General features: G+C 46.4%; 18 protein-coding genes. 5 read left to right on the forward strand and 13 right to left on the reverse strand.

The features are described from left to right. The 6 genes from M2134_RS00770 to M2134_RS00795 all read right to left on the reverse strand — a co-directional run bounded on the left by M2134_RS00770 (position 1) and on the right by M2134_RS00795 (position 8637). Positions 1–1368 carry a hypothetical protein gene (locus tag M2134_RS00770; RefSeq protein ID WP_280749491.1) on the reverse strand — a complete coding sequence of 456 codons (1368 nt, stop codon included), beginning with the start codon at positions 1366–1368 and terminating at the stop codon, positions 1–3. A gap of 30 nt (positions 1369–1398) precedes the next feature. Beyond that, positions 1399–2679, reverse strand: coding sequence for a hypothetical protein (locus M2134_RS00775; RefSeq protein WP_280758101.1), 1281 nt, complete (start codon positions 2677–2679; stop codon positions 1399–1401). Further along, entirely contained in the window at positions 2666–3394 is a 729-nt protein-coding gene (locus M2134_RS00780; RefSeq protein WP_280758102.1) for a type III pantothenate kinase, read from the reverse strand. The genes M2134_RS00775 and M2134_RS00780 overlap by 14 nt, the downstream gene beginning before the upstream one ends. Before the next feature lie 127 nt (positions 3395–3521). Continuing rightward, positions 3522–6623, reverse strand: coding sequence for a glycoside hydrolase family 2 TIM barrel-domain containing protein (locus M2134_RS00785; protein WP_280758103.1), 3102 nt, complete (start codon positions 6621–6623; stop codon positions 3522–3524). 80 nt (positions 6624–6703) lie between these two features. Further along, positions 6704–7870, reverse strand: a complete 1167-nt coding sequence (locus M2134_RS00790) for a Gfo/Idh/MocA family oxidoreductase (protein ID WP_280758104.1) — start codon at positions 7868–7870, stop codon at positions 6704–6706. A 242-nt stretch (positions 7871–8112) separates the two neighbouring features. Beyond that, complete coding sequence (locus M2134_RS00795) at positions 8113–8637, reverse strand: hypothetical protein (protein ID WP_280758105.1); 525 nt, start codon at positions 8635–8637, stop codon at positions 8113–8115. A gap of 1286 nt (positions 8638–9923) precedes the next feature. Between M2134_RS00795 and M2134_RS00800 the strand changes: the two genes are divergently transcribed. Together M2134_RS00800 and M2134_RS00805 are read left to right on the forward strand one after the other, a co-directional pair. Then, positions 9924–10280: a BlaI/MecI/CopY family transcriptional regulator gene (locus M2134_RS00800; RefSeq protein WP_280749499.1), complete on the forward strand. Its 357-nt coding sequence runs from the start codon at positions 9924–9926 to the stop codon at positions 10278–10280. 5 nt (positions 10281–10285) lie between these two features. Beyond that, positions 10286–11950 carry a M56 family metallopeptidase gene (locus tag M2134_RS00805; RefSeq protein WP_280758106.1) on the forward strand — a complete coding sequence of 555 codons (1665 nt, stop codon included), beginning with the start codon at positions 10286–10288 and terminating at the stop codon, positions 11948–11950. Here M2134_RS00805 and M2134_RS00810 read toward each other — a convergent pair. The 3 genes from M2134_RS00810 to M2134_RS00820 are packed head-to-tail and all read right to left on the reverse strand — an operon-like array spanning position 11923 to position 13923. Then, complete coding sequence (locus M2134_RS00810; RefSeq protein WP_280749501.1) at positions 11923–12315, reverse strand: hypothetical protein; 393 nt, start codon at positions 12313–12315, stop codon at positions 11923–11925. The genes M2134_RS00805 and M2134_RS00810 overlap by 28 nt on opposite strands. A 12-nt stretch (positions 12316–12327) precedes the next feature. Then, complete coding sequence (locus tag M2134_RS00815; RefSeq protein ID WP_280758107.1) at positions 12328–13128, reverse strand: peptidylprolyl isomerase; 801 nt, start codon at positions 13126–13128, stop codon at positions 12328–12330. Between the two features lie 12 nt (positions 13129–13140). Further along, positions 13141–13923, reverse strand: coding sequence for a DUF1080 domain-containing protein (locus M2134_RS00820; RefSeq protein WP_280758108.1), 783 nt, complete (start codon positions 13921–13923; stop codon positions 13141–13143). 118 nt (positions 13924–14041) lie between these two features. Between M2134_RS00820 and M2134_RS00825 the strand changes: the two genes are divergently transcribed. From M2134_RS00825 to M2134_RS00835, 3 genes are all read left to right on the forward strand, one after another. Next, positions 14042–14842, forward strand: coding sequence for a class I SAM-dependent methyltransferase (locus M2134_RS00825; protein ID WP_280758109.1), 801 nt, complete (start codon positions 14042–14044; stop codon positions 14840–14842). A gap of 1 nt (position 14843) precedes the next feature. Continuing rightward, on the forward strand, positions 14844–15407 hold the full coding sequence (locus M2134_RS00830; protein WP_280749505.1) for a cob(I)yrinic acid a,c-diamide adenosyltransferase: 564 nt from the start codon (positions 14844–14846) through the stop codon (positions 15405–15407). A gap of 75 nt (positions 15408–15482) precedes the next feature. Continuing rightward, positions 15483–15704, forward strand: a complete 222-nt coding sequence (locus tag M2134_RS00835) for a DUF2795 domain-containing protein (protein ID WP_005633363.1) — start codon at positions 15483–15485, stop codon at positions 15702–15704. 85 nt (positions 15705–15789) lie between these two features. Here M2134_RS00835 and M2134_RS00840 read toward each other — a convergent pair whose 3' ends face one another. The 4 genes from M2134_RS00840 to xseB all read right to left on the reverse strand — a co-directional run bounded on the left by M2134_RS00840 (position 15790) and on the right by xseB (position 20233). Beyond that, complete coding sequence (locus M2134_RS00840) at positions 15790–17010, reverse strand: LysM peptidoglycan-binding domain-containing protein (protein WP_280749506.1); 1221 nt, start codon at positions 17008–17010, stop codon at positions 15790–15792. A gap of 215 nt (positions 17011–17225) precedes the next feature. Next, the gene (gene recG / locus M2134_RS00845) at positions 17226–19322 is read right to left on the reverse strand and encodes an ATP-dependent DNA helicase RecG (RefSeq protein WP_280749507.1); all 2097 of its coding nucleotides are present in this window, start codon (positions 19320–19322) and stop codon (positions 17226–17228) included. 12 nt (positions 19323–19334) lie between these two features. After that, positions 19335–20036 (reverse strand): 2-C-methyl-D-erythritol 4-phosphate cytidylyltransferase, encoded by a 702-nt coding sequence (locus M2134_RS00850; protein ID WP_280749508.1) that lies wholly within the window; start codon positions 20034–20036, stop codon positions 19335–19337. Beyond that, the gene (gene xseB, locus M2134_RS00855; protein WP_280749509.1) at positions 20036–20233 is read right to left on the reverse strand and encodes an exodeoxyribonuclease VII small subunit; all 198 of its coding nucleotides are present in this window, start codon (positions 20231–20233) and stop codon (positions 20036–20038) included. The genes M2134_RS00850 and xseB overlap by 1 nt, the downstream gene beginning before the upstream one ends. Positions 20234–20241: the final 8 nt, after the last annotated feature.

The raw sequence follows: 20241 nt of genomic DNA on the forward strand, positions 1-20241 counted from the left end.
TTAACGGATAGTCGTTGTTTCATTGATCCATCCGCCTACCTTGAATTGTTTTCCTTTCTCAATATCCGGATGCATAAATACATCTTCCGTAGAAGGAAGGTGTGCACGATAGGTGTTGATCAAGCTGTTTGCTTCACCAGCCACTTCAGAATCCACCTGACGGGCTCTCTCGAACTTGTCGATAGCTGTGTTATAAACCACCTTCGCCAAGACTGCATCGTTCGGATAAACCGATTTAGCAGTAGCCGCATACATCTGACCGATCAGGATATAGGCCTTACCATAGCTTGGCACCTGCTCAAGCGCTTTGTTCGCATACTGACGAGCGCGAGAGTAGTTGTTCTGATTAGTCATGATCACAGCGATCATATAATAATCGTCTGCTTTAGATGCCGGATCCTCATCCAGGCTGGCAGCCTCTTCAAAATATTTGATAGCCAATTCAAAATCATTATCACGTACAGCCTGTTTAGCCAAACCTACAGCCGATTCCGCTGTCGGGTTGTTCACGTGCATATAACGAGAAGCCGCGATATACACATCGGTATCCGTACAACGTACACGTTTCAGCAACGCCAATGTTTCCTGCAGGTATTCCATGTTTTCTTTGTTCTCCTCCACTTTCTCAGCGTACATATTCTGCAGCGTTTCGCAATCAGCAGCACCACTACCGGCAAAACCGGCATCGATACCTGTCTTGTATGTAGTCAATGTTTTAATGTCTTTCTCATTGTTTGCCGCATTAGCTGCAACCAATTGAGCATCGAAAATAGCGGTCGAACGCAGATAGTCTTCAATATACTGTGCTTTGTTGGCTTCCGGATCCTGGATCAACAGACGATGAGAAGCAAACATAAAGTAAGAAACAGCCATCGGTTCTGTCTTTTCACCATATTGGTCCAGCGCTACCACCAGCCAGTCGCGCAGCAACTTCGGATCGACGTTTTCTCCTTTATGTTGAACATAAGACTGAGCCTTGCGAGACAAGATCCAGTCGGCACCATAACGCGCGTCATTGCCAAAATACTTAATACGCTGATCGTACACAAACATCAATTTGTTGATCAATTCTTCTTTTTGTGCCGCATCGGTCGCATTGGCAATTTGCCAGTCTACAATCTGCACACCATACAGGTATAGATTCTTATTCGAAGCCGGACATTCTGTAAAAGCAGTTGTCCAAGGCTCTAACGCATCCGCATAGTTACCTGACTTTGCATAAGGATAATACAAACTATTCGCCGTAATACAACGAATACTATCTTCTCCTGAGCCAAAAGGTGTTCCGTTATCAATTCCTTTCTGTGCACTTGCTCCTAACACTCCCATGAAGAGCAGTGAAGCTGATAAAAATACTCGTAGTTTCATATCTGTTCTTTTTTTTAGATTATTCCGTTTTTATATTTTCCGTTTCAGGAACCACATTTCATTAAATGTAAGATTCAACGTCAAACGCAGATATTGCTCTTTCACCATCGTACGTAATTCCGGTTGTACCTTCACATATTCCAAAGAGATATTGATCAAAGAACGATTTTCATCATACGGATATCCTGTACGAACCGGAATCCCCATACCCACACTTACACCATATTCTTTAAAACCATACCGCGTGTTCTGAATCGTTGCTTGTCGATAGGAGTTGCTGTAATGAGCTCCTGCGCGATAGCGCGATCTTTTCAATATATTCCGCTCTTGAAAGTTCGGTATATATTCCGCGCCTAAAGCGATGCGCAACCGATTGTCAAACGAGTCATTCTTGTCAAAGAAATAGGTCGTACTCCAATCTTCATATTTCACATCAGCACCCACGGTCAACTTATTGTTTTTGGTATACGAAACACCCAAGCCTACTGAATTCGGCAAATCAAATCGTTGGTTGGAGGTCGTATCCGATTCAATATATCCTCCCGATGAGGTCGATCCTACCTGCAGTATGTTATAGGAGGTTGAATTCAATTGTTTTGCCGGCGAGTAAACAGCTCCTACAACAACTTTCTGGGTCGCGCTCAGCGGATGCGTATATTGCAAACCGAAGTCAAACTTCACATCATTCACTTTCACCCGTTGCATATTCACGCTATTCCAAGCGCTACTTTCTTGGGGAAAGGAGGATGTTTGCTGATGATCAATCTTTCCAAACAGGTAACCAACATTGGCACCTAATGCAAGACGCTTCTTCCATATATCTATTGACAAACCAACATACACTTCGTTTAAACCGCCTGATCCTGAAAAAACGTTACTATACGTTGCTCCTTCTGTCACAGACTCGCCAAACTCGTATCCCACAAAGGAATAGGGAAGAATCCCTGCGCTCATGGCAATCCGTTTATGAATAGGAAATAACATCGCCAGATACTCCAGATTACCATTGTAATTGCTCTGCTTGTTCTCTCCGTCTGTATACCACGACCGCTGCACATGGACGCCCATATCAAAGATAAAGGTCATCGAATCAACGGCTGTATAGGAAGCCGGGTTCATGGGATTCACCTGCTTTCCTGACCTTAATCCAATACCTAATCCCCCCATAGCACGACCGGCGGCAAACGAACGATCGGCTATCTCACCATACCCAAAACGGGTATAAGGCGAATTGGTATTATTCTGCGCCCACACCTGTAATTGAGTGACTATAAGAATACTTATAACTACTACCCTGCTAATTTTCAACATTATATTCTAAGATTCTATTCAAGCCTGTCAACACTAAATTAATGTCTGCAAAGATGCGGTTTTTTAGGCGTCCCTGCAAATAAAACGAATGTCCACCTGTTAAAAAAACGAAAAGGTCGGAATATTTTGCCTGTAAAGCATCGATATAGCCATCTATTTCGTACACAAGTCCGTTGACCACTCCCGCCTGTATGGCCGCGACTGTATTCGTTGCCATCAACGGGATCTCCTCCTGTTCAGATACCAAAGGTAACTTCTTGGTATAGTGATGAAGCGCCTTAAAACGGGTTGCCATACCGGGCGAAATATTCCCTCCGACATACAGTCCCGACGCCTCGACCAGTTCATAGGTAATTGCCGTACCGGCATCAATCACCAACAGCGTTCTTCCCGGCTGCAAGGTATAGGCTCCGACGGCAGCAGCCAGGCGATCATTCCCCAGCGTATGCGGCGTATCGTAGCCGATCCGAATGGGGAGTGCCGTGTCCGGCGTCAACTGCAAAAGTCGCTTCAAGCGTTTCTCCAAGCAGGCCACCATACGAGCATCAATCCCTATCACAGAAGAAAGAATCCCATATGTTAGGTCATACTGCTCAAATAAGGGCGCCAGCAGCTCACAATTGAAATCCTTATACATAAAAGAGGCTTTGTTTTGCCCCTGGTCATACACAGCCACTTTGGTAGCGGTATTCCCTTGTTCAATGATCAGATTCACTACCTTCGGAATTTTCAGCAAAGAAAAACAAATTTTGCGAAATAGACAATAGAGAGCCCCGCAGACACAAAAAGAGGTCGCCCGCAATCGGAGAACCTCTTTTCTTATTTATATTATAACGTGCTTCTTACAAAGCCGATTTCACCGGCTGAATGATGAAGGTGAATTCCATATCCTGGTAAGGGATACGGTATGGATCCAACGGCATAGCGCCCCAGCTGTTCACACAACCCAAGCCCATCTGTACTTTGTCGATACAGAAATTGGTATAATCCACCTGCGGAACCAATTCCGAATGACTCTGTCCTTTATCCATTCCGTCGTCGAGCGACTCGATAGAGTAATGCAGGGCAGTAGCCGTAAAAGGCGCTTCGCCCACAAACTGCAAGCCGTTTCCTCCGCGATTGGTTTGATTCCACCAGCGAACATCCGTTTTCGCACCCGTCTCTTGCGGACGGATATAAGAATAGAACTGCTCTTCCACCGATTGACGGTAAATACCTAAATCGGTCACATTGTTACGGTCGGAATAGTTTTCTATCGGTCCACGACCATAGAATTTGATATGCGCCATATTTTTGGGCATCTGCATTTGCATACCGAAACGGAACAGATCAGCCACTTTTTCCGACTTATCGGCCACCATCTGTTGGGTCACCTTGATAGCGCCTTCGTTATTGATGGCATAGGTCAGATACAATTTGGCTTTGACCGCTTCCATATCATATTCCGCCTTGATCACTACCAGGCCATCGACTGTTTCGCCCTTCAACGATTTCAGCTTCAATCCCGGATTCAACCAGGCACGGTATCTGCGTTGGAGGTTAGCACCCATATCGTTATCGGTCGGAGCACGCCAGAAGTTCGGTGTCAGTTTACCTCCTTCGTTCAACATCGTTTGTCCGTTTGCTTCGTAGCGCGACAAGAAACCGTCCCGACGTCCGAAGTCCATACGGAATGTTTCACCCTTCACGATCAGGAACTGACGATCATTTTCCACAAGCGTAGCCGGAACGGTTGCCACATGCATCTGTTCCACGTTCTTCAATTCCATATCCGCCGGTTTGCCTTCACGCACCAACAACTGGTTCTTAGCCACCACATAACCGGCCGGCAGCATTGTTTCCGCTTTCTTCAACTTGAAGGCGATATTCAAATACAATTCTTTACATCCACAGATGCCTTCCGTCGTATAGTCGAGCTTCAGGTTTGCCTTCTGCTGCGGTGCCACCTTCAGGTCGTTGATCACACCCGACTGCACCACTTCGCCATTGGCCAACAATTGCCACTCGGCATAATAACCACTCAGGTCGCGGAAGAAGTTTTCATTGTAAACACTTACCATGCCGGTTTTCATATCCACCGGAGTAGCCCAGATCGACTGATAGATATGCCCTACTTCATACATATGCGGATTGGGCACCCGGTCAGGGCTGATCAACCCGTTGTCGCAGAAGTTATTGTCGGAGCCATCATAGCGGTTCCAGTCGCCACCATAGCCATAATAGGTCACCCCGTCGGGGCGTGTGATACGTAATGACTGATCGACAAAGTCCCAGATGAAACCACCTTGGTAATGCGGATATTTACGGGTCAGGTCCCAGTATTCTTTGAAACCACCCTGTGAGTTACCCATCGCATGAGCATATTCACACTGGATAAGCGGTTTGGTCGGATTTCCGCTTACATATTTCTCACTCCGCTCATAGCCCAGATACATCGGACAGTAGACGTCGGTAAACTCATTGCCATGCGCCTGTTCATACTGACAAGGACGGGAAGGATCTTCCGCTTTAACCCAAGTGTAGCATTTTTCGAAGTTCGGTCCGAAACCGGCTTCGTTACCCAGCGACCAAAAGATCACAGAAGGATGATTGAAGCTACGCTGCACATTACGCTGGTTGCGTTCCATATGCGCCTTAGCAAACGAAGCGTTCTTCGCCAACGTTTCTTCGCCATACCCCATACCGTGTGATTCGATATTGGCTTCTGCCACGACATACAAACCATATTCATCACAGAGGTCATACCAGAGGTTGTTGTCCGGATAGTGACAAGTACGCACTGCGTTGATATTAAACTCTTTCATCAAGCGGATATCTTCCAGCATCCGTTCACGGGAAATCACATACCCCAGATCAGGATCCATCTCGTGACGGTTGGCACCCTTAAAGAGAACCGGCTGTCCGTTCACCAGAATCTGTCCACCTTTCTGTTCGATCTTACGGAACCCAACACGTTGCGGAATCACCTCCAATACCTTGTTGCCCTCTTTCAGGGTGGCAGTCAAGGTGTAAAGGTACGGTGTTTCTGCTGTCCATTTCTTCGGATTGGCGACTGCCATGCTTCCGGTCTGCTTGCCACTGCCTTTCACTGTAGCCGAAGCCACTTCGGTGCCCTGACAATCGGTCAGCTTCAGTTCTACGGTCGCACTGCCTTTCAGGTTGAGTTCATAATGCAAGGTCGCATCTTGATAGGCCGCGTCCAGATCGGGCGTCAGGCGAATATCCTGAATATGTTTCGGACTGCGGGCATAGAGATAGCAATCGCGTCCCACACCACTCAGACGGAAAAAGTCCTGATCTTCCAGATAGGAGCCGTCACACCAACGGAACACCTGGAAAGCGATCAGGTTCTTACCCGGTTTCAGGTATTTGGTCAAATTGAATTCAGCCTCCAATTTGCTGTCTTCGCTATAACCTACATACTGACCATTTACCCATAAATAGATATTGGAAGTAACCGAACCGAAATGCGCGAATATCTCTTTCCCGCTCCAGCTCGCCGGAACGACAATCTCTTTGCGGTAAGAACCTACATGATTGTTTTCAACAGGGATATTGGGCGGATTGGTTTTGAACTGATTACGCCAGGGATATTGGTTGTTCACATAGATAGGTTCACCATAACCATTGAGCTCCCAGTTACCCGGTACAGGCATCGTGCCCCATCCTTTGTCGTCGAAACCGGCTTTGAAGAAATCTGTCGGACGCAGATCGGCATCTTTCACCCAGTTGAATTTCCAGACACCATTAAGTGTCATAAAATTCTCCGACGACTCCTTACAGCCCTTCCGGGCAGCCTCCGCCGATTCATAGGCGAAATAATTCGTGTGCATCGGCGCACGGTTGACCTGATTGACTGTCGGGTCAAGCCATTCATTCTTTTGCGCAAAAGTGGTCACCGCCAACAGGGAGCAACCACAAAGCAATAAGCGTTTTAAATTCATAAATAAATTATTGATTATAGAGTTAATAATGCCCCAAGGTATTTCCCTTGGGGCTATAAATAGCGATCAAACAACTCGGTTTATTCTATCCATTTCTGCCATTTCACCTCATCGTTCCAGCCGGCTGTCACCATGGTCTCGATGAACTGCATGCCTCGCAGGCCATCGTTCACATTCGGGAAGTCGAGCATATCCCGGGTAGGCTCTTCGCCCATCAGCTTGGCCATCACGGTCAGTGTAAAGTTACGGTATATATTGGCAAAGGCTTCAATAAAGCCTTCCGGATGTCCGGCAGGAGTACGGGTATCCCATAGGGCTTCAGGACCTAAGTAGGTATTATTGCCCACATGGATCACCTCTTCCGGCTTGTTGCCCCATTTCACGATCAGGCGGTTCGGATCCATCTGATGCCAGTCCACTCCGCCTTTTTCTCCATAGACGCGGATGCGGATATTATTGGCTTCACCGATCGCAATCTGAGAAGCGGTCAAGGTCGCTTTTGCTCCGCCATCCAGGCGCAGGAAAGCGGCTCCGTCGTCATCGATCGGACGTCCGGGCACGAAGGTATTCAGCTCAGCACAAAGCTCCGTCACCTGTTGTCCGGTGACATATTCCGTCAGATGCCAGGCATGGGTGCCGATATCGCCAATACAGCCGGCCTTTCCCGATAGTTTCGGGTCGGTACGCCAACCGGCATTATTACCACCCTGCAATTCGATCCGCTCCGACAACCAGCCCTGTGGATACTCCACATAGATGCGGCGCAGCTTACCCAGTTCACCCTTGGCAATACGCGCCTTCATCTCTTTCACGGCCGGATAACCGGTATAGACATGAGTCAGAGCAAACACCAGACCGGTCTCTTCCACCTTGTCCTTCAACAACTTCGCCTCTTCCAGCGAGAAGGTCATCGGTTTATCGAGCACCACATGGAATCCTCTTTCCAAGGCCATCATGGCGGGTTCGAAATGAAGGTGATTAGGTGTTACGATCACGACAAAATCCATCCGTTCGTCGGCAGGCAAAGCCATCTCCTTGTCGAACATCTCCTGATACGTATTGTAAATCCTTTCTTCCGGCAGGAAGTAAGCGAGTCCGGAACTTTTATTCACCTCCGGATTGGTACTAAAACATCCGCATACTAAATCTACATGATTCTCCATTAGTGCCGCCCGGACGTGAATAGCTCCGATAAAGCCATTCTTACCACCGCCGACCATACCCATTCTTAGCTTTCTTCTCTTCATAACATGTTTTTCAATTAAAATATTAGACAGTAAGTTTCCGGCAAAAGAAAAAAAACCCGGAATACCCGCCTCAAAGATACCTCTTTTTTCATACCTTCCAATTGAAAGTCAAGTACAGAAAGCGTCAGAAATCGTAAAGATATTTAAAATAGGAAGACTTGTTGTTCACAGCCTCGTACAGAAAAACGAGGTAGGTAAAAAAGGGAGCATACCTTTCGATACACTCCCTATCTTTTGAAAAATTATTGTACCTTCTCGAAGGTTAATTCCTTAGGGATATCAAACTCCACCGTTTTCCATCCCAGGATCATATTTACTTGCCTGTCTATTATGAGAGTCCAACGAGCCAAATTAGCATTATCCGCATCTATTATAAAATCCACATTGCCAGCTATCTCCTTTTCACTATCTTTGAAAGAAAAACGAGCTTCTTTAACGCTAGGTAATCCTTTATCTACCAAAAGAGCTTTCACACCATCTATTTCTGTCGAACGAATCACATGTCCATTCTTTTTCCAGATCATCGAACCCATCAACGACTCTACATCGACTTTGAACAGTTCCATATAAACCATCTTTTTTACGATTGTCAATTCATAGCTATATTCACCAACTGTAGCCACCCATTCTCCTTCAAATTGTTCGGTAGGAACAGAGAATTTTGTCCGCAAATTATTCTCCTGGCTATAGGCACTATGACCCAACCATCCTATTGTACCTAATAGGATAAGAACTGTTATTTTTGTTATACAAATAATCTTTTTCATATTGTTTAATTATTGCAATTTACATTCGTTACATTATTAATAGATCTCTCTGGAAACTTTTACATTACCCATACGTATATACTTTCCCGTAAAGCTATATATAAAACTCTTTCTTTACTATTCACATTTCACTCACATGCACGTATTTACACAAAAGTGTACAATAATACCCATTCTTCATTATCAGCACTTTATGCAACAAACACATTGAACACACAACAGGCTCATCCGGTAAATGCGTATTAATTTCATGTAGTGTAATAATGAAGATGGGTAGGATCTTTAGATTTTGGAAATTTAAGTTGAAGGAACGAGGAGATATATTCATGGCTGAAGGCCACAGCGGGCCTGAAGGGCCGAGTCCCAGCGGGACGAAGACTTAGCCCAGGGTAAGCAGGCCGAAGGTCTGCGCCACCCTGGGATTCCATGGATATATAAAAATGAGTTCTGAAGGAACGAAAGAAGAAATCCACTATTCACAGGCGCTATCACCATATATCCTATCATACCATCTATCGTTCCTTCAGAACTCGACTGATTGTATTATCATGATACCCAGGGTGGCGCAGACTTTCAGTCTGCTTACCCATGGGCTAAGTCATCGTCCCTCCGGGACTCGGCCTTCCAGGCCCGCTGTGACTTTCAGTCATATAAAGAGAATCTTCCCCTCTTCTCCCATTTGAAGACCAGCAGCCTGAGGCAACTGGCTACAGAGCGGAGCAATCTACGATTGCTTGCCTTTATCGTCTTCTCCGATTGAATATTTAAAACTGTGTAATCTGTGCAATCTGTGCCAAAAGCCACCTTCCCCTCTTCTCCGATTTGAAGAAAAGCATCCATCAGAATAATCATATTAAATCAAACCAATCACATCCGAAAAATCCAAAAATCAGCGTATTGCTCCCTTCGGAAGCGAACGGTGTTTCAAGGTTCAGACGAATTTACAAATTGTCAAAATCGCCCGACTTTTTTTCCGTAAACGTAGGGGTATTTTAAATTACCCGCAGGAGTAACACTTTTTAACGTATCATATTGTAAAGCAAAATGGGGGTTTTGCTATCAATTTGACAATTGATATATTTTACTTTTCTACAGTTTAGCGATTACTTCATCGAGCAGATAAATAGCTTGAGTTATAAAACTTACACCAAACAAAAGCCAACAACGACTCTTTTACACGATTTTGTTAATTATTAATAAATATAGTAGACCAACTAAAGATGATAGTTGTTTTATATACTCTTTTAGTTACATTTGTCGCATCACATAAAAAAGAAGAGATAGAGATGAAGAAATTAACAGCTAAAGAGGAAGAGATTCTGAGCTATTTCTGGGAGAAGGGGCCTTTGTTTATCCGTGAGTTACTGGATATGCAAGCGGAGCCCAAGCCACATTATAATACGCTGTCTACCATGGTGCGTATCCTGGAAGAGAAAGGGTATATCGGGTATAAGGCGTATGGGAACACCTACCAGTATTACGCCCTGGTGACACAGGAGGAATACCGCAACCGCTCCCTGAAGACATTGGTCAATAAATATTTCGGCAATTCGTACACTTCGGTGGTCTCCACCTTGATCGAAGAGGAGAAATTGTCGGTGGAAGAGTTGCAGGATATTATCCGACAGATAAAAGAGCGGTAATCGTAATGGCGGCGTTCCTGATCTATATTGTCAAATCGACCTTAGGGCTGGTGTTGTTTTACTTCAGCTATAAATTGCTGTTGAGCAACGAAACCTTCTTTCCTTTCAACCGGAAGATACTGATCGGAGGCTTGATTGCCTGCCTGTTGCTGCCTTTGGTAAAGGTGAAAACCGATTCACCCGGATTCATTCAGCAAACCTTTATAGAACTGGAAAAGGTGATCAGCCTGGAAGAAACAGCCATCACCGAACGGCTTATCCTTCCGGCAGAAATCCCACAGGTTTCGGAAGCAAAAGAGACAAACCGCCAAATTCCTTACGGCCTGATCTTTAGCTGTATCTATCTAACAGGAGGAGCGATTGCTTTCACACTCTTTCTGCGCTCGTTTATCCACCTGTTACTCCTGATCCGGTCGGGCAGGAAAATACGCGTCAACGACTATATTATCGTCGTGATCGACCAACCGATTTCGCCTTTCAACTGGTGGAAATATATCGTCCTGCCACAACAGGACTACGAACAACATGCGGAAGAGATACTGACGCACGAGTTAGCGCATTATCATAAGCGTCATTCCTCAGATGTGCTGTTTGCACAAATCATTATTTTATTTCACTGGTTCAACCCGGCCGCTTGGCTATTGAAACGCGAATTGCAGGATATCCATGAGTATCAGGCAGACCGGGAAGTGATCAAAAATGGCATCGATGCAACAAAATATCAATTATTATTAGTGAAAAAAGCTGTCGGCTCCAGCTCCTACACTCTTGCCAACAGCTTTAATCAAAGTAAACTCAAAAAAAGAATTACTATGATGTGTAAAAAACAATCCAATCATCGGGCACGGTGGAAGTCATTACTTCTTATACCGGTGGCAATCTGTACCTTGTATGCCTTTGCCCGTCCGGAAGTAAACCGGCAGTTAGAACAACTTATCCCTGGCGAAGGTACAATTATTTCGCAGGATAACAAGAAGTACACGCCTGAATACTTTGAGGCGGAGTATATTAGGTTTGAAAAAGAAGTGCTCAAGGGACAAGATGCCAGAGAGGCGACTCACCTGTCGTTCTTGCTTGTAAATGCACGAGATCAGATCTTGTACAATAATCAATTTATTGACATCGTACAATTGGAAAGTAAATTGAAAAAAACTTTATTGGAAGAGCATGCCGACGGCAAACCGATCTTGATCTCTTTACAATGCGATGCTGCTTCTACGGAGAGTTTTATCCGGCGAATCTATCAAAATATACAGGTTGCTTTCGAAAAAACAGAAGCTCTCTTGGCTGAAAAAGGTCGAAAAGCCTATGTAAAGAACGAGTCCCCGAAAAATTATGGGCTCACCTTGAAAGAGAACGATCTGTTTAATGAAGGGGAGGAATTTGAGGCGGTCATAGTCTATGTAGTCAATGAATTCGGTCGCGCACCGACACCCATCACCGTAAACGAAAAAACTACTTTTGGAGATTTCCGTAAAGAATTAGAAAAAAAGGAAATCACAAAGATGGAAGATGATTTGGGAATTATACTACAGGTCCCCAAAGATACGCCGAAAGATGTCCTCAATGATATTCATCTGATCGTGGGCAAGACCTACAACACGCAAAGACTAAGCATTGGACAAGCCGAGAAAATAACCATTCAGGAATCCAATAACCCTTCAATCTGACCCAACAAATTAACCCTTTCAAAAGAAAAGGTCACATCTGTTTGTTGCAGATATTCCAATAATTCTTTGGCGCGGGTAAGCATCTCCTGCTTTTTGTCGGGGTAAAGATAGCTCTCTTCGATCAAGGCTTTGATGGCAATCTCCATACGAAGGACTCCGCCGCTATCCTCTCTGTCGAGCAGGCGGCGGACCTCTTCGGGGGAGGCTGTCAGGAGTATGTGGCGGTCTAACGGCAAGGAGTCGTAGACCGTCTGTATTTGCTCGGGAATGCGCCGGGTCGCACCCATCTGACGTTGGGCAATCAACTGGGCAATCACCTTACCCAACTCCTCAATCTGCACCATAATAAAATCCCTGCGTAGCATATCTTTTGTTTTTTATTGTACCGTTACACGTATGATCCGAATATCCGTCTTCGGGCGGTCGTATTGATCGGTCGGCTGATTGGCGATGCGATCAATCAGTTCCAAGCCTTCGGTGATCTCGCCGAAAATAGTATAGTGTCCATCCAGATGGTGAGCACCGCCGACGGTGGTATAGGCCTCTTGCTGCTCCTCCGTAAACAACAGATGACCGGGCGTAGCACGAATCACGGAATCCACCTTATGATTGATCTCCACCACATGTTGATTATACAATACCTTATCGTCTGTTTTCCATTTCTCCATATCCTCTTTGATCGGATCATAAAACTCCGCCATCGCCTTCCGGCGGATCGGACGGTTCGTTGTTTGCTGCATGGATTTCAACTCTTCGGGCGTGTACACCTTCCCTTGCACAATAAAGAACTGCGACATATCCGATTTCTTCTTCGGATTGATATTGTCGGGCTGACGCGGAGCCGCGATCGCTCCTTTCTTAAAGAAATGCCCTTCGCTCTTTTCCGGCATGATCTCAGCGCTGCGATCGCCGCTTCCCACCCGCACACCGGGCGAAGCATTGCGCGAATCGGCTGCTCCACCTTGAATCATAAAATCTTTGATCACACGGGTAAACAGGGTACCATTGAAATCACCCCGGTTGGCACGCTCCGTAAAGGCACGCACATGATTTGGCACATCGCCATAGAGAATCCCCTTCATCGTGCCCACGTTTGTTTCTATCGTCACCGCCTTTTGCTGTGCCTGCAAAAGCATACATGGGAATAGGAGAATAAGAAGAATATACTTTTTGTTCATACGCTATGATAATTAATACTGCCCGCTCAAATCCAATATCTCCACCGTTCGGAAATCGATCGGATGGCCTTCGGATTGGAGTGATATATACCCTTTTGTCAGCGGTCCTTCCGGGATAGTCGGTTTCGGGCTTACATTGCCACCGCCCACACGGATATGCGAATAGCTCATAATGGTATCTCCTTCGATCACATGATGCGCGATGCTATCGCCCAAGACGATCAATTCCATCGTTACCCACTGGTCGCCATGATAAGTTTTAGAGGAAGAGTTGGCACAATGCCCTTTATAGGGCTCCCCTTCGATAGACACCTCCGTGCCCGGCGTGCAGACGCTTCCTGTCGGGCGTTCGCCCGTATTGTCGCCACCCAGAAACTGAGCTTCGATCGACACCGGGAAGTCCTGGTCGAGATGCATGGTTTCGGGTGCCTGACAATGAAGCATGGCTCCACTGTTGCGGTAGGCCCATCCCGGCGCATTAGGCGCTTGTTCGCCTACAAAGCGATATTCCACGCGTAATTTATAATGCGAATAGGGTTTATGAAAAAAGATATGTCCGAAGCGCTCATCAAACGAATCATAGCCATCGTAGCGCACCTTCATCAGCCCTTCCTCCACACGGAAGGTATTGGCAAAGTTCTCTCCGGCCGGATATCCTTTGATTTTCACTGTCCACTCATTCAAATCTTTGCCATTGAAGAGGGTTTCCCACGTTTCTGCCTGCGGTGCTTTTTTCGTGGTACATGCTGCCAGGCAAAGCAACATAACGAAGGAAATAGGTAATAGAGATTTCATAAGATCTATTGTTTTATGGTTGTTCATGATACACCACAAAAATAGGCATTATAAAACAAAAAAAGAAGTTTGCTTGCTTTGCTTTTTTTACCTTTGCCGATCAAGAAATATAGAGATCGTGAAGAAGATAAAACAGCTCATAAGGAAACCGATGCCACCGAAGCATATCGTGCGCTACCGGCGACATTTCCGCACGAAAGGACACGGGGTGCATTCGCCATTCGTGTTCCATCTATTGACGAAGGTTATTGGCGAGAAGGCATCCTATTATCGATTCAAAGAGATTGAATTATTACGCAAGCGACTGTTGCAAAACAACGATATCTTGGTCTATCCCAACCCGCGCCGTCCCAGGAAAACGCGAAAGACAACCGTTGGCGAACTGGTGCGCAAGGAGGCGATAACCCCTAAAACCGGTGCCTTACTGTTTCGGCTGACCCATCATTTCCGGTCGGAGCGCATCTTGCAAGTGGGCTCTTCCATGGGGCTTTCTACGCTTTATCTCACCTCGTATGCCCCGGCACTATCGTGTGTCTCGCTGGAACCCGAACCGGCACTGGCAACCATTGCCCAATGGGTCTACCAGGAGGCTGCGCGCACACCGATCGACCAGCGAACAGGCGACTTCTCGACACAGCTGGAAGCGGTCTTGCAGAGCTACGATTCGTTCGATTTTCTCTTTTTTAGCGGGAAAGATGAACAATATGATACCCTTGAAGTGTTTAACAGGTGTAAACAGCATCTGGCCCCCACCGGTGTTTGCGTTATTGACGCGATCCACAAAAGCAAGAAACATCTGGCCGCCTGGAAAGCTATCTGCGACCTGCCGGAGGTGACGGTCACGCTGGATCTGTATAGTGTTGGGATTGTGTTTCTGAATCCCCAATGGTATAAACGAAATTATAAAATATATTATTGACATGGAAAAGAGTAAGATATACACCAAAGGAGGCGATAAAGGGATGACCTCGTTGGTCGGTGGCCACCGGGTGTCGAAAGCCGATCGGCGTATCGAAAGCTATGGCACCGTGGACGAATTGAATTCGTTCGTGGGACTCCTTATCACCTCCGTAAGCGATGAAGCCACGCGTGCGCTCCTATTATTCGTACAGCACAAGCTGTTCACGATCGGCTCTTACCTGGCGACCGATCCCGAAAAAACGGATATTCGGATAGAGAGCCGTATCACGCCGGAGAGTATCGTGCGAATCGAAAAAGAGATCGATCGCATAGACAATACGCTACCCAAAATGCGTTCGTTTCTGCTGCCAGGCGGATCGCCTTCAGCGGCGCTGGCTCATGTCTGTCGTTCGGTTTGCCGCCGTGCCGAAAGGGAAATCTATCGTTTACGAGAGACGGCCGAAGTAGAAGATCCGGTGTTGATATTCATCAACCGATTATCAGATTATTTCTTTGTTCTTGCCCGTGAAGAGAGCCTAAGGGAGGGCGGAAAGGAAATTATTTGGGATAATACTTGTATCTAAGGAATAATGTTTTATTTTTGCGGAAAATTTGAAACCCAAATCACCCTTAACCGGTGATTGTAATACCGAGAAACTATGTATTGGACATTAGAATTAGCATCGAAGCTGGAAGACGCTCCCTGGCCTGCAACCAAGGATGAATTGATTGACTATGCTCAACGTTCCGGCGCACCTTTAGAAGTGATTGAGAATTTGCAGGAAATGGAAGATGAAGGTGAAATCTACGAATGCATGGAAGACATTTGGCCGGATTATCCCAGTAAAGAAGATTTCTTTTTCAATGAGGAAGAATATTGACAATAAAAAGAAATAAAGGCATGAAAAAACGAGGTAACAGCTTTCTGTTACCTCGTTTTTTATGTGGATATCGAAATTGTTTCGTTTATGAGCAACGCAGGGTGCGGCCGAGGCGCAGGATGGTGTTGCGTTTGATGCCGTTCAGTTCACACAGTTTGTTGATGGTTGTACCATATTTTGTGGCGATGGCACCCAGGGTGTCACCCGATTGTATTTTGTGGTAAACCGCTTCGTTGGTGGCTTCTGTCGAAACACTCTTTGTTTTGTTTTCAGGAAGTGAAGCGACGGCGGCTGTTGTTGCTTTTACGGTTGCCTGCTTCACGGTGGTTTGTTCGGAGGCTTTCACGGCGCTGCTGCTTGCGCTGCAACGGAGCGATTGACCGATACGCAGGGTGGTCGTGCTCTTAATACCGTTCAGGCGGCACAATTCGTTGATGGTCGTTCCGTATCTACGAGCGATCTTACCCAACGTATCGCCCGATTTCACGCGGTGATACACCATTTGGGTGTCGTCGGAGGTGTAGATATTGCTCTTGCGACCGTTGATCTTCACGTTGCGGAATACATACATATCTTTATGCGGAACCCCTTCGGTGAAGTCGATCAGATCAGCCGGATTGAGTGTCTGCCCCAGGAAACGGGTCTCGAAATGCAGATGGGATCCGGTAGAACGGCCGGTGTTTCCACCCAGTCCAATGGGTTGTCCGGCGCGGACAATTTCGTTTTCGTTAGAGAGAAACTTAGAAAGATGGCCATAAACAGTCTCTAATCCGTTCGGATGGCGCAATACCAGGTAATAGCCATAGCCTCCCCGTTGATAAGCACGAATACGCACTTTGCCATCGAAGGCAGCACGAATGGTATCGCCAATCTGCACTTTCAGGTCAATACCCCGGTGCATGCGGCGGCCGCGCGGGCCATATTTGGATGTTACTTTTATCTGGGAATCGATAGGAATATTGAACGCAGAGCAGTCGATCTGGCAGGAATCCGGGAAGACCGGCTTGATCTGCCCCTGGAAAGGGTCAACCCATTTGTTGTCCCAATGCGAACCGTAGAGTTCTTCGGCGGGAAACATTAATGACTCCTTTTGCAAAAGCTGCGCTCTCTCGTTGATTTCGATCAACTCTTGCAAAGCGATATCCTTTCTTACCGGCACTTTGTCTGCCATAAGTTCAGAGATACGTTCTTCCATGAGTTGTGTATGTGAGGTAATTTTGCCGTTTTCCTCATTCTCTACAGTTTGTGCCTGTGCGAATAATGAAAACAGAACTCCCCCGATGCTTAGTAGTACCTTTATCTTCATCTTATAATTTGAAATACTTTCCCTTACTAAATCGATCTTTTTCGACGCTGAATAGTAATAGATCGGTTTAATTGATGCACAAAGTACGTCAATTTGAAGAAGTATGCCAAACGATTGCCTGTGAATAAATTGTAATTTTCCCGGAAGGAAAGAAGTGTCAGAAAATAAATTGTTTGATTTTCAGTCAGATAGAAATGACTATGTTTTATAACATACTAACTAATCATCCCCCAGTTGGTCTTTTTGTTGAAATGCTTTTTAAGGGTTTTGTTCAATAATCGGTTGGTTTCGGCCAATAAATCGGGGTCTTCGTTCAAAATCTCTTGTGCCATATCGCGGGCATATTGCAGTATTTGCCCATCGGTTCCGAGGTTGGCAATTTTCAGATCGATGCCTTCGCCACTCTGTCGGGTGCCCTCCAAATCACCATGTCCGCGCAGGCGTAGATCGGCTTCGGCTATTTCGAATCCATCATTGCTATTGACCATTATTTCCAGGCGTTTACGGGAATCGTCGCTTAGTTTGTAGGAGCTAACCAGGATGCAATAGGATTGTTCCGACCCCCGCCCTACCCGTCCCCGGAGCTGGTGCAGTTGGGAGAGCCCAAAACGCTCGGCACTTTCAATCACCATTACGGAGGCATTCGGCACATTCACGCCCACTTCGATCACGGTAGTAGCCATCAATATCTGTGCCTCACCGGAGACAAAGAGTTGCATCTGCGCATCCTTCTCCTTGGCTTTCATGCGCCCATGCACCATGCATACCTTAAATTCAGGAAATATCTCTTTGAACAAGTCGAAGTTCTCTTCCAAGTTCTTATAATCCATTTTTTCACTTCCTTCGATCAATGGATAAACAACATACACCTGGCGCCCCAAACCAATCTCTTTGCGCAGGAAGTCGAACAATTCCGCCTTCTTATTGTCATAGCGGTGGAGCGTGCGGATCGGCTTTCGTCCCGGGGGCAGTTCGTCGATCACCGACACATCCAGGTCGCCATACAGGGTCATCGCCAACGTACGTGGGATAGGTGTTGCCGTCATCACCAGGATATGCGGCACCTCGATGCTTTTCGACCAAAGGCGTGAGCGTTGAGCCACCCCGAAGCGATGTTGCTCGTCGATAATGGCCAGTCCAAGCGAAGCGAACTGCACCGTATCTTCGATCAAGGCATGGGTACCGATCACAATCCGTATCTCTCCGGCAGCTATGGCAGGCAGGATGCGGGTGCGCTCCTTTTTGGAGGTCGATCCTGTCAATAGAGCTACCTCTATATCCATCTCCCGGAGGAACTCTTTGATCGTCGTATAATGCTGATTGGCCAGGATCTCGGTCGGCGCCATCATGCAAGCCTGACAGCCATTATCAAGCGCCAGCAACATAGCCAACAGTCCTACCAGCGTTTTTCCGCTGCCCACATCGCCTTGCAACAAACGGTTCATCTGTCGTCCGCTACCCATATCGGCACGCATCTCTTTGATAACGCGTTTCTGGGCACCGGTCAGTTCAAAAGGCAGATGATGGGCATAAAAGGTATTGAAGTAATCGCCTACCTTCGAGAAGACGATCCCTTTCAGTTTCATCTTTCGCAGTTCGGCCGAATGAAGGATCTTCAACTGAATATAAAACAACTCATCGAACTTCAGGCGTAGCTGGGCGGCTTTCAGTTTATCAACCGATTCGGGAAAATGGATGTTACGGATCGCTTCCGAGAGCGGCATCATCTTTATTTTCTGCAACAGCCATGCGGGCAATGTTTCAGGCACCTCCCATTTGATGGTGCTTAATAGGGCATATTGCAGGTTTTGTATGGCGCGTGAGTTAAGAAAAGACTTCTTCATCTTTTCCGTCGTATTATAGAAAGGGGTCAGGCCACTTGCCACCTGTTCGGCATGATCCAGCGGATCGATATCGGGATGGGGTATATTAATGATATGTCCAAACTCGTTGGGTTTCCCAAAAACGATGTATTCAGTATTGGCTTTGTATTTTTCCAGAATGAAACTCAACCCCTTAAACCAGACGAGATCGATATTGCCTGTCCCATCAGTGAAGCGGGCAATCAATCGCTTGCCCCGTCCTTCGCCCGCCACATCGAAGTAGAGAATCCGTCCTTTCAGTTGGATATAGGGCATATCTCCCGTAACCTCCGCGACGGTATAGAAACGGCTCCGATCGATGTATTTATAAGGGAAATAATAAAGCATATCCTCAAAAGAAACCACGTCGAGTTCCTTTTGCAGAATTTCAGCCTTACGCGGGCCTACTCCGGGCAGGTATGTGATCGATCGTTTGTCGAGATCAAGCATAGTCGCTCTCTTTTAGTGACAATACGGACAAATTGCTTTGGCAATTAATAAATCAAAAGGCGTGGTGATCTTTATGTTTTCCCGGTTGCCCGGCACCAGATGGATGGCGGCACCCATGGCTTCGGCTACCGAGGCATCGTCGGTAAACCGCGGTGAGTAGTCTTGGCGGTAGGCTTCTATGATGAGGTCGCTATGAAACACCTGTGGCGTTTGCACGGCATAGAAGTCGGCACGATCCATCGGGAAATTTCCCTCTTCGGTCACCTGGCGAATGGAATCAACGATCGGGATAACCGGAATGGCATTTCCCTCCTTCTCGGCACTATTGAAACAGTTGTCGATCACCTCGGATGATGGGAAAGGACGCACCCCGTCGTGTATGGCAACCAGCGCCTTTTTCTTCCGTTCCGGTGAGAAGCCCAATTCTTCGGCGATGTATTTCAACCCGTTCTTAACGGAATGGAAACGGGTCTCTCCTCCGTTGACAATCACATGGGTGATGGTTGTTCCGATCTCTTTACAGAGCATACGCCAGTAGTCCTGATGATCTTCCGGCAACACCAGAATAATCTCAGCCGACTCATCCCATCTGTTGAATGCCTCCAGGGTGTGCATCAATAATGGTTTGCCATCTAATGGGATGAATTGTTTCGGCAGGTCGGCTCCCATGCGCAACCCTTTTCCTCCTGCTACGATGATGATAAAACGTTCCATTATTCCAGTTCTTCTAATATTTTCTTTACTTCTTCGTCGGCTTTAAACAATTTCTCTTTGCAGAGCTTTATCAGGCGTGTCGCCTCTTTGACCTTTTCTGATAAAACATCCACATCGAGCTCGTTGTTTTCGATCTCTGCTACAATTTTACGAAGTTTTTCGATAGCTTCGTTATACGATTCTCCTTTTCCGGCCATATCGGTAT

Origin of the sequence: Parabacteroides sp. PM6-13 (assembly GCF_029892605.1) — a bacterium.
Taxonomy (GTDB): Bacteria; Bacteroidota; Bacteroidia; order Bacteroidales; family Tannerellaceae; genus QVMG01.

Bases quoted from the DNA above. Each gene is read 5' to 3' on its own strand.
- xseB (WP_280749509.1), bottom strand. From the start codon at position 20,233: ATGGCCGGAAAAGGAGAATCGTATAACGAAGCTATCGAAAAACTTCGT.
- M2134_RS00790 (WP_280758104.1), bottom strand. From the start codon at position 7,870: ATGAAGAGAAGAAAGCTAAGAATGGGTATGGTCGGCGGTGGTAAGAAT.
- M2134_RS00800 (WP_280749499.1), top strand. From the start codon at position 9,924: ATGAAGAAATTAACAGCTAAAGAGGAAGAGATTCTGAGCTATTTCTGG.
- M2134_RS00810 (WP_280749501.1), bottom strand. From the start codon at position 12,315: ATGCTACGCAGGGATTTTATTATGGTGCAGATTGAGGAGTTGGGTAAG.
- M2134_RS00775 (WP_280758101.1), bottom strand. From the start codon at position 2,679: ATGTTGAAAATTAGCAGGGTAGTAGTTATAAGTATTCTTATAGTCACT.
- M2134_RS00770 (WP_280749491.1), bottom strand. From the start codon at position 1,368: ATGAAACTACGAGTATTTTTATCAGCTTCACTGCTCTTCATGGGAGTG.
- recG (WP_280749507.1), bottom strand. From the start codon at position 19,322: ATGCTTGATCTCGACAAACGATCGATCACATACCTGCCCGGAGTAGGC.
- M2134_RS00805 (WP_280758106.1), top strand. From the start codon at position 10,286: ATGGCGGCGTTCCTGATCTATATTGTCAAATCGACCTTAGGGCTGGTG.
- M2134_RS00840 (WP_280749506.1), bottom strand. From the start codon at position 17,010: ATGAAGATAAAGGTACTACTAAGCATCGGGGGAGTTCTGTTTTCATTA.
- M2134_RS00795 (WP_280758105.1), bottom strand. From the start codon at position 8,637: ATGAAAAAGATTATTTGTATAACAAAAATAACAGTTCTTATCCTATTA.
- M2134_RS00830 (WP_280749505.1), top strand. From the start codon at position 14,844: ATGGAAAAGAGTAAGATATACACCAAAGGAGGCGATAAAGGGATGACC.
- M2134_RS00835 (WP_005633363.1), top strand. From the start codon at position 15,483: ATGTATTGGACATTAGAATTAGCATCGAAGCTGGAAGACGCTCCCTGG.
- M2134_RS00820 (WP_280758108.1), bottom strand. From the start codon at position 13,923: ATGAAATCTCTATTACCTATTTCCTTCGTTATGTTGCTTTGCCTGGCA.
- M2134_RS00815 (WP_280758107.1), bottom strand. From the start codon at position 13,128: ATGAACAAAAAGTATATTCTTCTTATTCTCCTATTCCCATGTATGCTT.
- M2134_RS00850 (WP_280749508.1), bottom strand. From the start codon at position 20,036: ATGGAACGTTTTATCATCATCGTAGCAGGAGGAAAAGGGTTGCGCATG.
- M2134_RS00785 (WP_280758103.1), bottom strand. From the start codon at position 6,623: ATGAATTTAAAACGCTTATTGCTTTGTGGTTGCTCCCTGTTGGCGGTG.